Consider the following 13,765-nt stretch of genomic DNA (forward strand, 5'->3'; position numbering starts at 1 on the left):
TCAAGTGTAAAGAAAAGTGGCAAGATAAAGAAAATGGGAAATCCATATGCAAGAAAGATACTATACATGGCAGCATTATCAGCAATAAGGTTTAACAAATACTGCAGAGAATTATACGAAAGATTAGCAAGTAAAGGTAAAGCTAAAAAATTAGCATTAGTGGCTGTAGCACATAAGTTATTAAGGCAGGCATATGGTGTATTAAAAAGTAGAAAACCATTTGATGAAAATTTTTGCACTTGACATTTAACATAGAACATCCTGAGGCCGAAGGCCGAAAGATCTCATTTTTAAATCCTATAAAAATCACTAATTTCTCACCTGCGTATTATTTTCAGCTAATTACATATTTCCGAAAATAAAATAACTTACACAATCACTCTCTCAAATCTCACTATTATGTTAAAATTCTTTTTAATTATATTCGGAGGTGTAGCTATGATTAAGCTACCGATGATAATTGGCGGCAAGGAAGTTTGGAAGGATGAGGTTATCGATGTAATTTTTCCTTACAACCAAGAAAAAATCGGTGAAGCTGCAAAGGGTTCTCCAGAAGATGTTTATCAGGCTATAGAGAAAGCTAAAATAGGTCTTGAAAAACTAAAAAAACTTACAGCATATGAAAAATACAAAATTCTATTAAAAGTAGCTAACCTTTTAGAAAGTAGAAAAGAAGAGTTTGCAAGAACTATAACCTTAGAAACAGGAAAAACTATCCGTGAAGCAAGAACAGAAGTAGATAGGGCTGTAAATACAATCACTTTCTCGGCAGAAGAAGCAAAAAGAATTCATGGCGAGTATGTGCATTTTGACGCATCTCCAAACGGCAAAGGAAAGAAAGGGTTTTATTACAGAGTCCCGGCTGGAATAGTGTCTGCAATTACTCCTTTTAACTTTCCTGTAAATCTTACTGCACATAAAATAGCACCATCTATTGCTGCAGGTTGTCCGTTTATACTAAAACCAAGTGAAAGAACTCCACTATCTCCAATAATGCTTTGTCAACTTTTCCTTGAAGCTGGTGTCCCTGAAGAGGCTGTTTCTGTTATACCTGGATTTGCAGATGTAGGTCAAGCAATGACAACACATCCAGATGTTAGGGTCGTTTCTTTTACAGGAAGTTTAAAAGTTGGAGAAATAATAGCAAAACAGGCAGGATTGAAAAAAATAGTGATGGAACTTGGGTCAAACTCGGCTGTAATTGTCGATAAAACAGCAAATTTAGAAATTGCATCTAAAAAATCAGTTCTTGGAGGGTTTGCGTTAGCAGGTCAGGTTTGTATATCGGTTCAAAGGGTATTTGTTCATGAAAGTGTAGCTGATGAATTTGAACATCTTTTAAAAGTGGAAGCTTCAAAGTTAAAATATGGAAATCCTTTAGAAGAAGATACAGACGTAGGTCCTGTAATCTCTATAAATGAAGTTGATAGAATTGAAACTTGGATTAATGAAGCAGTTATGAAAGGCGGTAAGATAGCACTTGGAGGAATACAATCAAAAGATAAACCAATAATTCCACCAACAATAGTGTCAGAAGTGCCGGAAGAGTCTAAACTTTTTTATGAAGAAGCCTTTGCTCCTGTTGTTGCAGTAAAAAGGTTTAAAGATATAGATGAAGCTATAAAGCTTGTCAATAAAACAAATTATGGCTTACAAGTTGGAGTGTTTACAAACGACCTAAAAAATGCTTGGAAAGTGATAGAAAATGCAGATGTTGGTGGAGTTATCATAAACGATATTCCGACGTTTAGAGCTGACAATATGCCATATGGTGGAGTTAAAGGAAGCGGTATAGGTAGGGAAGGTCCAAAGTTTGCAATAGAAGACTACACAGAAATAAAGGTTGTAGCTTTTGATTTGGGTTAACTGTTTATTTATTGCACAATAAATATGCAAAGTAGAATTTGAATTGCACTTAAAATATGCAATATATTTAAAAATATCGATCTTCCTCAGATGACGTTTTTATTTGCTCGTCATTCTGAGGACTTTGAATGATCATAATTTAAAATTTAGTAATATTGCACTGAAAATATGCAATATCTACAGATTTTAAAAGTGTTAAAATATTTAAGTATTTAGTAAAATCAAGAAATTAAAATTTGGCACGAAATTTTCTTATAATCAAAAATGGAGGTATGTTATGAAAAAAATTGAAGCAATTATTAAGCCTTTCAAGCTTGATGAAGTTAAAGATGCACTTACAAACATTGGAATCTACGGTATGACTGTTACGGAAGCAAAGGGATTTGGAAGACAAAAAGGTCATACTGAGTTATACAGAGGGGCAGAGTATGTAATAGATTTCCTCCCTAAGTTAAAAATAGAAGTCGTTGTTGATGATGCACAAGTTGAAAAAGTAGTAGAAGCTATAATGCAGGCTGCAAGAACCGGGAGAATTGGAGATGGAAAAATCTTTATCATTCCAATAGAAGATGTAATAAGAATAAGAACGGGAGAAAGAGGTCCGGAAGCAGTTTAATATAAGAAACAATTAATTTTTATAAAGGAGGTTTTTTAAAATGGCAATGATCCAATGTCAAACACCGGATGATGTAATGCGTGTAATTTCAGAAAAAGGTATTGCCTTTATTGATTTTAAGTTTTCAGACCCATTTGGTCAGTGGCAACATTTAACAATCCCAACTCACGAGTTTGGCCTACATTCATTTGAAAACGGAATTCCGTTTGACGGTTCATCAATAAGAGGTTGGAAAGGTATTCAAGAATCAGATATGTTATTAATTCCAGACCCAAAAACAGCGTTCATCGACCCGTTCATTGAAGAGCCAACTTTATCTTTAATTTGTGATGTAGTTGACCCAATAACTAAAGAGCCATACTCAAGAGATACAAGACAAATCGCTAAAAAAGCTCTTGAATTTTTAAGGTCTACAGGTATTGGTGATATAGCTTACTTTGGTCCAGAGGCAGAATTCTTTATTTTTGATGATGTTAGATTTAGCTCAGGACCTAACCATTCCTACTACCAAGTAGATTCTGAAGAAGGATGGTGGAATACTGCAAGAGAAGAAAATCCAAACCTTGGGTACAAAATACCTTATAAAAGAGGGTACTTCCCGGTTTCTCCATTGGACAAAACTCATCACATAAGAATGGAAATGGTTAAAACACTTGAAGAAGTAGGTATTACAGTAGAAAGAGAGCACCATGAAGTAGCTACAGCAGGACAAGGAGAAATAAACTTCAGATTTTCAGATATTGTTGGCTCGGGAGATAACATCTTAAAATACAAATATGTGCTTAGAAACGTTGGATACAGATATGGAAAGTTTGTAACATTCATGCCAAAACCATTAGCAGGTGATAATGGTAGTGGTATGCACTGTCACTTCTCAATCTGGAAAGACGGACAAAACCTTTTTGCCGGTAATGGATACGGTGGGTTATCGGAAATAGCTCTCTATGCTATTGGCGGAATCATTAAACATGCAAGAGCCATCTGTGCATTCTCTAACCCAACTACAAACTCTTACCATAGATTAGTGCCCGGATTTGAAGCTCCTGTAAGACTTGCATACTCTGCAAGAAACAGGTCTGCTGCTATCAGAATTCCTGTTGGTGATACATCTCCAAAGGCTAAAAGAATTGAAGTAAGATTCCCGGATGCATCTTCTAACCCATACTTAACGTTTACAGCTTTATTAATGGCTGCTATTGATGGTATTGAAAATAAAATCCATCCAGGTGAACCTCTTGATAAAGATATCTACTCATTACCACCAGAAGAACTTGCAAACGTTCCACAAACTCCAGGATCTCTCCAAGAAGCTATCGATGCATTAAAAGAAGACAACGAGTTTTTACTCAAAGGTGGCGTAATGGACATGGACTTTATCAATATGTGGATTGAAACAAAACAAGCAGAGCAAGATGCAATTAGATTGGTTCCACATCCAAAAGAATTTGAACTTTATTTTGACGTTTAATTAACTATAATGCCCTCCCAAATGGGAGGGTGTCTTGATTTTAATAAAAGATGTAAGAAAGTTAGAACGTAAAGAAACTTGTCAATAATTTTGGAGACTGTTGTTTCAAAAACCCAAATCTTTATTCTGCAGCCGGCAAAGAATCTCGTGTTTTTTATTTATTGTGTAAAGAGGTTACTCTTCTGTAAAGTTGCTATTGATTTTGACTTGATGTGTTGTTTAAACCATTATCATTCTTTTTAAAACATCTAACATCTCACGTCTCTCCTTACAAAACCCACACGGTTCAGATGTAACCAGTAAAAACTTTTAAAACGAACACCTTTAAAACAACTTTCTAACCCACACGGTTCAGATGTAACGGTCATGAAAATGAGCAAATTCTTGAGTCAAGAGACTTTCTAACCCACACGGTTCAGATGGAACTATTAAAAAATGATTACGACTACCTTCTTATACTAACTTTCTAACCCACACGGTTCAGATGGAACCAGGGAATATGTCGTCTCTGTAGAAGAAGTTTTTATCTTTCTAACCCACACGGTTCAGATGGAACGGAAATTTTTGATGAAAATTACGGTTATGCTACTCCCCTTTCTAACCCACACGGTTCAGATGGAACTGTTTGATAAGTAGATGGATAAAAACAAATAAGCCGTCTTTCTAACCCACACGGTTCAGATGGAACTAATTCAGTCAAGTCAGAAGGATGCATTCTTGGATACTTTCTAACCCACACGGTTCAGATGGAACTAAAGAAAGTCCATAATCCATTTTCATATATAGATACTTTCTAACCCACACGGTTCAGATGGAACAAAATGAACTTTCCAATTCTACTTTTATAAGTGCCGTCTTTCTAACCCACACGGTTCAGATGGAACAGTTAAGCGTTCCTTTTTCTAGTCAAATATGTGTATCTTTCTAACCCACACGGTTCAGATGGAACTATATCCTGTGTAAAGCTTTTCTTTATCTTGAAATCCTTTCTAACCCACACGGTTCAGATGGAACTAACCAGCTTTTAGTTAAAATTCCTACTATTGCTGTTCTTTCTAACCCACACGGTTCAGATGGAACATGGTTTTCTGTCCTCCCCATCCTGATATTAGTATTCTTTCTAACCCACACGGTTCAGATGGAACTCAAACCAACTTGCAAACTTGCTGATTATTTGTTCAAACTTTCTAACCCACACGGTTCAGATGGAACTAAAGAAAATACAAATAAGCCCAAAATCTAAGAAGACTTTCTAACCCACACGGTTCAGATGGAACCCGTTAACTTTTAACTCAAAAATAAAATCGCTTTTAACTTACTCTATCAATATTCTGATAATCATTATACCAAACTTTTAAAAAACCTGCAAGTTGAAGTTTTTTGCAGCAAACCTCGATATACAGAAAATATATTATTATATTTTATCCTTTAACATCCCATCACAAGCCAACCGCTGAAAACCACAAACTCAGAAGCCCGCTGCAAATACCACTCCTTAACTTCCCGATCTCAAAAAATTTTAAAATAAAAAATTACAAATTTTCAAAAATTTAAACATTAAAAAATTTAAAATTAAAAAGTTTAATTCAACAAACACTTACAACTACTTTTTAAAAAATCCTTTTCAAACCATCACTACACAAGCTCAAATCAAACATCAAAAAATAAAATTACATTACCAATACTTTAGCTTCACTGACTTGTAAATCATCTCACCAAGTCATCACACAATCAGATAAAAATCGCTAAGATATTGATAAACAAATTTCCAACGTCTCACATCTCACATCTCACGTTTCACGTAAAACAAGCTTGTGTGGGCTAACCTATTCAATTGCCAAGGTACAGTTAAAAAATTAAAAAGCTAATATAAATATACTAAAAATTTTGCTACATGTCAAGCAGAAAATGAGGGTGTTCCAAAATTTTTGTAAGCTTACCTTTCCGTGTCATCGTGAGGAAGTAAGTTCGAAGGATCTCTTTTTTGATTTTTGACTTGAAAAGAAGAATGGGAGATTCTTCGCTTCGCTCAGAATGACATCTTTGAGGTCAAGATTCTTCGCCGGCTGCAGAATGGTAGTGTGGATTTTTACAAGCAACTTCAGCAGAAAACAAGAATGTTCTAAAACTTTTACAATCTTACTTTTTCTTCTTACGACGTAAATTTGAAAAGTCTTCTCTTTAAGTCTTGTAAAAATCGCCCCCTTTTTTGTTCATGACATGAATTATAATAAATACATTCACATACAAATTGATGAGAAAAATCAGGAGAGAATTTGAGAGAGTTAAGACCAACGTCAAACTTAGTAAAGCAAGCTTTGTTTAATATTCTTTACAGTGTGAAAGGTAAAGACTTTTTAGATTTATTTGCCGGAACCGGTCAAATTGGAATGACTGCATTAGAAAAAGGTGCAAAATCTATAGTTTTTGTAGATATAGAAAGAGAAAGAATTAATCAGATAAGGGAAAAGCTAAAGAATGTTGAAAATGTTAAATTTGTATCAAAAGATGTTTTAAAATACTTAAAAGACCAACCAGATGAGAGCTTTGATATTGTTTTTGCAGACCCACCTTACGATTATAAATATTATGATAAACTAATTAAAGAAGGTTTAAGAGTTTTGAGAAATGGCGGCATGTTAATAGTAGAACACAGATTTAAAAACGACCTAAGCAGTATTGAACCGGATTTTTATGTAGAATCAAGAAAATATGGAGATACGGTTATCAGTTTTTGGAGAAAACAATGACAGCCAAAATATGTGTTTACCCGGGAACGTTTGACCCTGTTCATTTTGGACATTTAGATATAGTAGATAGAGCATTAAATATTTTTGATACGGTTGTAGTTGCTTTAGCTGAAAATCCAAAGAAAAAACCACTTTTTACTTTGAAAGAAAGAATAGAAATGTTTGAAGATGCTGTCTCAAAGTATAAAGGCAGGGTGATTGTAGAAGGATTTTCTGGGCTTTTGGTAGATTTTATGAAAAAGTACAACACTAAAATCATTGTACGAGGAGTAAGACTTTTTACAGATTTTGAGTATGAGCTTCAAATAGCAATGACAAACTACAAACTTGACAAAGTAGAAACATTTTTCATGATGCCATCTCAAGAACTCATTCATATAAGCTCAACCATCGTAAAGGATGTTGCATTTCATAATGGAGATGTTAGCTCAATGGTGACACCATTTGTAAAGTCAAAATTAGAAGAAAAAGTTAGACAGTTAAGAGAGGCAAGAGAGTGAAAGGTAAGTCAAGAATTTCCTTTATGCTTCTTATTAAAGGTATATTACTGTTGAGCTTAGTTTTTATTTATATGTTTATAAACGGATGTTCCATTAAAGAATATACAGCAATAAAAAATAAAAATCCTGAAATCTACTGTTTAAAAGCAGTAAATGTAAACTATCCAGAACCGACTTTAAGAGATGTTTTGACCAAAAGTATAAGTGATGGAATTTTACAATCCGGAAACAAATTAGAATGTAGTGATAATACTAAATATTTTGTATATGTAGATGCTGTAAATCTTAACTTTATACCGCTTGGATATTCTCCGGCTCAAAGGGCTAACGTTTATAAAGTTAGCATTGATTTAAGATTTAAAGTAGAAGATAGGCATGGAAATGTTGCTATAGACCAAATGATTAAAGAAAATGCTCAGTATGTTGGGGCTGGTTTAAGGTCTGATATTGAAAAAATTTATGCTTTTGAAGAAATTGGAGAATTGATTAAGATAAGGACTCAAGCGGTGCTTACAAAAAATGAGTGAGATAAAAGCAAGCCAGCTTTTAAAAGAATTTAATTTAAGTCAATTAAAGCCGGTTTTAATTATCTATGGAGATGAATATCTAACAAAGGCTCTTGTCGTTGAGAAGTTTAAATCGGTTTCGCCTATAAAAGTTTACTGGGGAGATGAGTTAGATTATACTTCCTTTAGAAATCATCTTTTTTCAAAAGATTTATTCTCATCTTCAAAGGCAATAGTGGTTAGAGATTTTGAAGCCTTTACAGATAAGCTCAAAAAGGACGAGTTAAAGCAAATCATAGAAGATATTAAAAATATAAAACTACCGGATAGATTGATTTTGGTTGTAAATTTAGAAAAGTTGGATAAAGAGCCTTATAAATCTTTGTTAAAACTTGATAATGTTGATGTTGTAATTTCTAAAAAATTAACTTTTCAGGGATTTTTAACTTCTTTAAAAAACAAATTAGCAAAGGAAGGAAAAGCTATTTCAGATGAAAATTTAAAATACCTTGCAAGTCTTTTAAACAACGATTTGACAATAGCTAAAAATGAAGTAGAAAAACTTTTATTATATGTTGGAGATAAGAAAGAGATAACAAAAGAAGATATAGATGCTGTAGTTACTCCTGTCTTTGAGGAGAATGTATTTAATTTTTTAGACAAATTTTTCAAAAAAGATATTTCTGCTTTAAAGATTTTTATCAATCTGCTTAATAACGGCGTTCATCCTTTTGAAATTCAAAGCTTAATCTTATCTCAGTTAGAAAAAGCTTTACAAACAAAGATTTTAATGGAAGCCGGCAACAGTTTAGAAGAAGCTTTAAATAAAGTAGGAATAAACCATCCATTACAACAGGCAAACATTTCAAATATTTTAAAAAGTCTATCTAAGGAAGAGATGGTTAAGCTATTAAATAACCTCTACAACTTAGAAGTGGCACAAAAAATATACTATCAAGATATAAACGAGACTTCAAAAGAGTTTATTCTTAACTTTGTAAGGAGCTAAAATGGAAAAAAGCAGGCTTGAGCTAAAAAATATAGAAAAGAGCTTTAAAAATAGAACAGTAGTAAATGGTGTGTCTTTGTATGCAGAAGAGGGGGAAATAGTGGGACTGCTTGGTCCAAACGGTGCCGGTAAGACAACTACTTTTAAGTGTTTGCTTGGTTTTTTAAAGCCGGAAAAGGGAAGTGTTTTACTGAACGGTGAAGATATTACAGACCTTCCTGTTTGGGAAAGGGCAAAAAAAGGAATAAGTTTTCTGCCGCAAGAATCTTCCATATTTAGAGATTTGACCGTTTGGGACAATCTTATGATGTTTTTAGAGTTTCAAAATTTGACTGTTTCTGAGATGACATCAAAGGCAGAAGAGCTTTTGAAAGAGTTTAATTTAGACCATCTTAAACATCAAAAAGCTTCAACCCTTTCAGGCGGTGAAAGGAGAAGGCTTGAGATAGCAAGAAGTTTGATAATAAACCCATCTTTTTTACTCTTGGATGAGCCATTTGCAGGCGTAGACCCTGTTTCTGTGAAAGATATTAACCAGTTAATCCTATCTTTAAAATCAAGAAATATAGGAATAATCATCACTGACCATAACGTTAGAGAAACATTAAAGATAACAGATAGAGCTTACATAATTGCCCACGGGAGAGTAATAGCAGAAGGAACTCCTCAAGAGATCGTAGAAAACCAAGAAGTTAAAAGAGTTTTTCTTGGAGAGGATTTTGTTTTGGTTTAATTTACCAGTTTTCCAGTAGATTTTTAAGTTTATCCTCTTTTTGTTTGTTTAAATTTAACATTTTTGCTACATATTTGCCGAGAATATCAAATTCAATGTTTACAATATCGCCAACCTTTCTATATTTTAGGTTTGTATTTTCCCAAGTGTGGGGTATGATGTTTAAATCAATGACATTTTCGTTTATGTAGTTAATGGTTAAGCTTATCCCATCTATTGCAATAGACCCTTTTTCTATCACAAGATAATCATACTCAGAAGGAAATCTGATTTTTATGTTTGTATGCTGTCCAAGATTTGTTATTGAAGTTATTTCTCCGGTTGTATCAACATGCCCCTGTACTATATGCCCCCCAAGCCTGCTTGACGGTGTCATGGCTCTTTCTAAATTAACATATTCATTGATTTTCAAAAACTTAAAATTACTTCTTTTTATAGTTTCATTAGATACTTCAAAGTCTAAGGAGTTTTTATCAATGTTTACAACTGTCAAGCAAACTCCATTAACAGCTACACTATCACCCAGCTTAATATCATCTAAAATTTTATTACACTCTACTTTTATTTTTAATCCGTCATTCTTCTTATTTATAGCTGATATTTTCCCTACTTCTTCTATTAATCCTGTAAACATTTTCTTACTCCTTGTATCTATAAATAATATAATTCCTTAACACTTTTTTAACATAGTCTCTTGTTTCTTGGTATGGATAAAGCTCTATAAATTCGGCTTCATCTTTTATATTGTTTTTATCTATGAACTTTTTAACGGCTCCTTCTCCTGAATTATAAGATGCAAAAACGTATACTAAATTTCCGTTAAACATATTTAAAAGTTTTTGTACATACCATTTTGCAAAAAGTATAGCATTTTCAGGCTTGTACAAGTCTACCATGTCAAAATCTTTTAATCCTATCTGATTTGCTACATAGTAACCTGTTTTTGGGATAAACTGAGTTAAACCAACAGCATTAGACCAAGATACAGCATAAGGATTAAAAAAGCTTTCTTGCTTCATGATTGCGTAAATAATATTTTCAAATTCCTTTGGCTCAACATTTCCAAATGGTTTTACATAGCTACATTCATGAAGCTGGCTAAAACATCTAACCCCGGCTTCCGGCAATACTGAATAAACTTCCTCACATTTGCCTTTTTTAACTTGATAAACCCCTTCTGTCCAAGCTAATTTATAATCAATGCTTTTTAGTTTATTTAAAGTCTCTGCTATATTTCCATATTTGTTAGGACAAGGATTTTCTTTTTTTATAATTATCCTTTTACCTGTTTTGTACACGATTAAACTTAAATACGGCGTGATTTCTGAAACTTTATAGCTATCTTTAATATCTATCTCGTTTATATTTTTGTTTTCTATTAGCTTGTTCCAATATTCTATTTGATAAGGGTCATTTGAGAATTTTCCATAACTTAAAAGCTTAGTTTTTGCAAGGTCTAAATCTTTAGATTTGTAATAGTATAGAAATTTTAGCCATTCTAAATCACTGTCTTCTTTATCATTAAAGCTGTAAAACATTTCATAGTATCTTTGAAAGCTGTTATAATCTTCTTTATAAAAGGCTTTTAAAGCTTTGTTTTTTACAAAGTTTAAAAATGTTTTAACATCATCCTTTAAAAGTAAAGCATTTAAATACTTTTGTTCGTATATATAATTTAAATGGCTCATTTTACTCAATGCTTTAAGATAAAATTCTGAATCTTTTGATATCTGATAAAAATAAAACTCTTTATCTTGAGAAATACTTAAAAGATAGTAATTTACTGCGTTTTCATCTTTTAGAGTAAACAATAGATTTTTAACTTTTTCATAATGTCTATTTTTCAGGCATGTGTCTAAGGCATTGTATTTTTCTTTCTCTGATAGATATGGGTAGATTTCTAAGTATGTTTTATAACCATAGTAGCTGTGGCAGTAGTTTTGTACAAGCTGTTTAAATATGTCTAAGTATTTTGAATCTTGCAGATTTTCTAAAATAGTTCCATAAACATAAAGATAAAAAGGCTTATCTTCTTCTAAGAATGCGTCTAAGTCTGCAAGCTGAATGAATTCAAAGGCTGTTTTATAATCTTGTTGATAGGATAAAAAAGAAGCTATTTTTAAAGCTGTATAGCTTGAGATTGCAAAGCTTTGATTTTTCTTGATTAAATCATACGAATTATCTAAATCTATCTGCTCAAAATCTGATTTATAAATCTTTACTACTTCCTCTATTTGTGCGTAGGAATTGGAAAAGAAAAAGAGTAGTAGAAGATACATAATTTTGATTAAAAATAAATTCTTTTTCACTTGCTTAGCTCCTGTAATATTTCTTCTATTTCTTTTGGTAAGCTTTTAAGCTCTATGCTTAGTATTTGGTTTGTTCTTGGATGTTTGAATGTTAGTTTATATGCTACAAGTGCGTGATAGCTAAGTTTATCTGATAAGTTTTTCACAAGGTCTGATGATAAGTTTGATTTTTTAAATCCATAAACAAAATCGTTAAATAATGGATGTCCAATGGCTGAAAAATGAACTCTTATTTGATGGGTTCTTCCTGTATGAAGCTTTATATCAACAAGCGTTAGATTGTGTTTTTCAAAGCGTTTTTCTACCCAGTATTCTGTTAGTGCATCTTTAAGGTTTGTTGCTACTGTTCCCATTTTTTGCCTGTTGTAAATAGACCTTCCGATAGGTAAGTCTATCAAGCCATGGTCTTTTTTTACTATTCCTGAAACGATAGCTTTGTACTTTTTGTCTATTTCTCTATCTTGAAACATTTTTTGAAGCTCTTTATGTGCAAATTCTGTTTTTGCTACAATCAAAAGCCCGGCGGTATCTTTATCTAATCTGTGAACAATTCCTGCCCTTTCTTTTCCTTGATACTGTGATACATTTTTAAAATGATAAAGTAGAGCATTTACCAGCGTTCCAGATGTATGACCAACCGATGGATGGACTACCATTCCGGGTGGTTTATAGACTACTGCTAAATCTTCGTCTTCATAGTATATTTCAAGCGGAATATTTTCAGGCTCAATTTCTAAAGGTTCGGGTGGTGGTATGATGATCGTAAACTCCTGTCCGGTTTTTACTTTTGTTGATGGTTTTTTAACAGGATTGTTATCTAACAATACTAATCCATTTTCTATAAGATTTTGATAAAAAGACCTTGAATACTCAGGATAGACTAAGGCTAAAAATTGGTCTAATCTCTTATTTGAAAACTCTTCTTCTACTTTAAAGCTGATGATTTCTTCCATACAAATAAGATATTAGAAAAAGCTTTATTTTTCAAGTAATGAATGGAAAAAAACAGATGGATTAATTGTTGGCATTAGGGATTATTGTCAATTCCTCATAGGTAGGCTACAACAAACTAAAGAAAGGAGAAAAGCTAATCGTGTTCCAGATTCTAACAAGAATAGATGAGGGGATTCAATTCCTCACAGGTAGGCTACAAAACTTAAAAATTTTTTCTTATTCGATTGCCAAAGTATTTTACAAATCAACTATAAAAGTATCATAACACATTTTGAAAAAATAAACAACTAATCAAACTATAGACTTAACCATATAGAGACTTCCAAACCCACACGATTAAACGTGAGAAGTGAAACGTAAAACACAGAAAGAATTTAAACACATCTCACGTCTCACGTTTCACCTTACATAACCCACACGGTTCAGATGTAACAATTACTACTATGGAGTAATGCCAAAAAGGGTTATAGCTTTATAACCCACACGGTTCAGATGTAACTGTGTTTGTATATTTAACTGTCAATGAAACTAAATCACTTTATAACCCACACGGTTCAGATGTAACGCTATTTTCATAAAATCTCTTGGAAGATACTACAAACTTTATAACCCACACGGTTCAGATGTAACCATCAATCTCCTTGGCTTCTTTCCAAAAAGCCGCTGTCTTTATAACCCACACGGTTCAGATGTAACAAGATTTAAGGAATTCAATGAGTTGCTAAGAGAACACTTTATAACCCACACGGTTCAGATGTAACAACCTTGCCTTTTCTTATCTTATCCATTCTAAGTTCCTTTATAACCCACACGGTTCAGATGTAACTTCTAAGCTCTACTGGCATTTTTAGAAAAAAGATTCCTTTATAACCCACACGGTTCAGATGTAACGAAGTATTTTCTGTTTAGTCTCAGTATTTTTGCTTTCTTTATAACCCACACGGTTCAGATGTAACTCTTATTATTTAAAGAAAGTCCCAGAGCCGAACCTCCTTTATAACCCACACGGTTCAGATGTAACACAAGCTGGCAAATAATTTAATTGTTATAACTG

Annotated in this window: 12 protein-coding genes and 2 CRISPR repeat arrays; of the genes, 9 read left to right on the forward strand and 3 right to left on the reverse strand. The window is 32.9% G+C overall.

Annotated features, from left to right (window positions below; genetic code table 11):
• From Q0929_RS07270 to lptB, 9 genes are all read left to right on the forward strand, one after another.
• Nucleotides 1–243: transposase (locus Q0929_RS07270; RefSeq protein ID WP_299239306.1), on the forward strand; the 243-nt coding region annotated here is incomplete at its 5' end.
• 195 nt (nt 244–438) lie between these two features.
• On the forward strand, nt 439–1,866 hold the full coding sequence (locus Q0929_RS07275; protein WP_299239308.1) for an aldehyde dehydrogenase family protein: 1,428 nt from the start codon (nt 439–441) through the stop codon (nt 1,864–1,866).
• Between the two features lie 277 nt (nt 1,867–2,143).
• Nucleotides 2,144–2,482 carry a P-II family nitrogen regulator gene (locus Q0929_RS07280; protein WP_007545779.1) on the forward strand — a complete coding sequence of 113 codons (339 nt, stop codon included), beginning with the start codon at nt 2,144–2,146 and terminating at the stop codon, nt 2,480–2,482.
• 40 nt (nt 2,483–2,522) lie between these two features.
• Entirely contained in the window at nt 2,523–3,950 is a 1,428-nt protein-coding gene (gene glnA, locus Q0929_RS07285) for a type I glutamate--ammonia ligase (RefSeq protein ID WP_299239311.1), read from the forward strand.
• Between the two features lie 268 nt (nt 3,951–4,218).
• Nucleotides 4,219–5,227: a CRISPR direct-repeat array (repeat unit 29 nt; unit sequence CTTTCTAACCCACACGGTTCAGATGGAAC).
• A 999-nt stretch (nt 5,228–6,226) separates the two neighbouring features.
• Nucleotides 6,227–6,700, forward strand: coding sequence for an RsmD family RNA methyltransferase (locus Q0929_RS07290; protein ID WP_299239314.1), 474 nt, complete (start codon nt 6,227–6,229; stop codon nt 6,698–6,700).
• Complete coding sequence (coaD, locus tag Q0929_RS07295; RefSeq protein WP_299229600.1) at nt 6,697–7,200, forward strand: pantetheine-phosphate adenylyltransferase; 504 nt, start codon at nt 6,697–6,699, stop codon at nt 7,198–7,200. Before Q0929_RS07290 ends, coaD begins: the two co-directional genes overlap by 4 nt.
• 50 nt (nt 7,201–7,250) lie before the next feature.
• Complete coding sequence (locus Q0929_RS07300; RefSeq protein WP_299239317.1) at nt 7,251–7,727, forward strand: hypothetical protein; 477 nt, start codon at nt 7,251–7,253, stop codon at nt 7,725–7,727.
• Nucleotides 7,720–8,715, forward strand: a complete 996-nt coding sequence (holA, locus tag Q0929_RS07305) for a DNA polymerase III subunit delta (protein WP_299239320.1) — start codon at nt 7,720–7,722, stop codon at nt 8,713–8,715. Before Q0929_RS07300 ends, holA begins: the two co-directional genes overlap by 8 nt.
• A gap of 1 nt (nt 8,716) precedes the next feature.
• Nucleotides 8,717–9,448: an LPS export ABC transporter ATP-binding protein gene (lptB, locus tag Q0929_RS07310; protein ID WP_299239323.1), complete on the forward strand. Its 732-nt coding sequence runs from the start codon at nt 8,717–8,719 to the stop codon at nt 9,446–9,448.
• A gap of 1 nt (nt 9,449) precedes the next feature.
• Here lptB and Q0929_RS07315 read toward each other — a convergent pair whose 3' ends face one another.
• Genes Q0929_RS07315 through Q0929_RS07325 form a run of 3 tightly spaced genes read right to left on the reverse strand, consistent with a single transcriptional unit; the run spans nt 9,450 to nt 12,710 of the window.
• Entirely contained in the window at nt 9,450–10,082 is a 633-nt protein-coding gene (locus tag Q0929_RS07315; protein ID WP_299239326.1) for a riboflavin synthase, read from the reverse strand.
• Nucleotides 10,083–10,086: 4 nt separating this feature from the next.
• Complete coding sequence (locus Q0929_RS07320; RefSeq protein WP_299239330.1) at nt 10,087–11,757, reverse strand: lytic transglycosylase domain-containing protein; 1,671 nt, start codon at nt 11,755–11,757, stop codon at nt 10,087–10,089.
• Nucleotides 11,754–12,710 (reverse strand): RluA family pseudouridine synthase, encoded by a 957-nt coding sequence (locus Q0929_RS07325; RefSeq protein ID WP_299239333.1) that lies wholly within the window; start codon nt 12,708–12,710, stop codon nt 11,754–11,756. Before Q0929_RS07325 ends, Q0929_RS07320 begins: the two co-directional genes overlap by 4 nt.
• Nucleotides 12,711–13,115: 405 nt before the next feature.
• A CRISPR array of direct repeats spans nt 13,116–13,732; the repeat unit is 29 nt; unit sequence CTTTATAACCCACACGGTTCAGATGTAAC.
• The last annotated feature ends 33 nt before the right edge of the window (nt 13,733–13,765 follow it).

Source organism: Sulfurihydrogenibium sp., assembly GCF_028276765.1.
GTDB lineage: Bacteria > Aquificota > Aquificia > Aquificales > Hydrogenothermaceae > Sulfurihydrogenibium.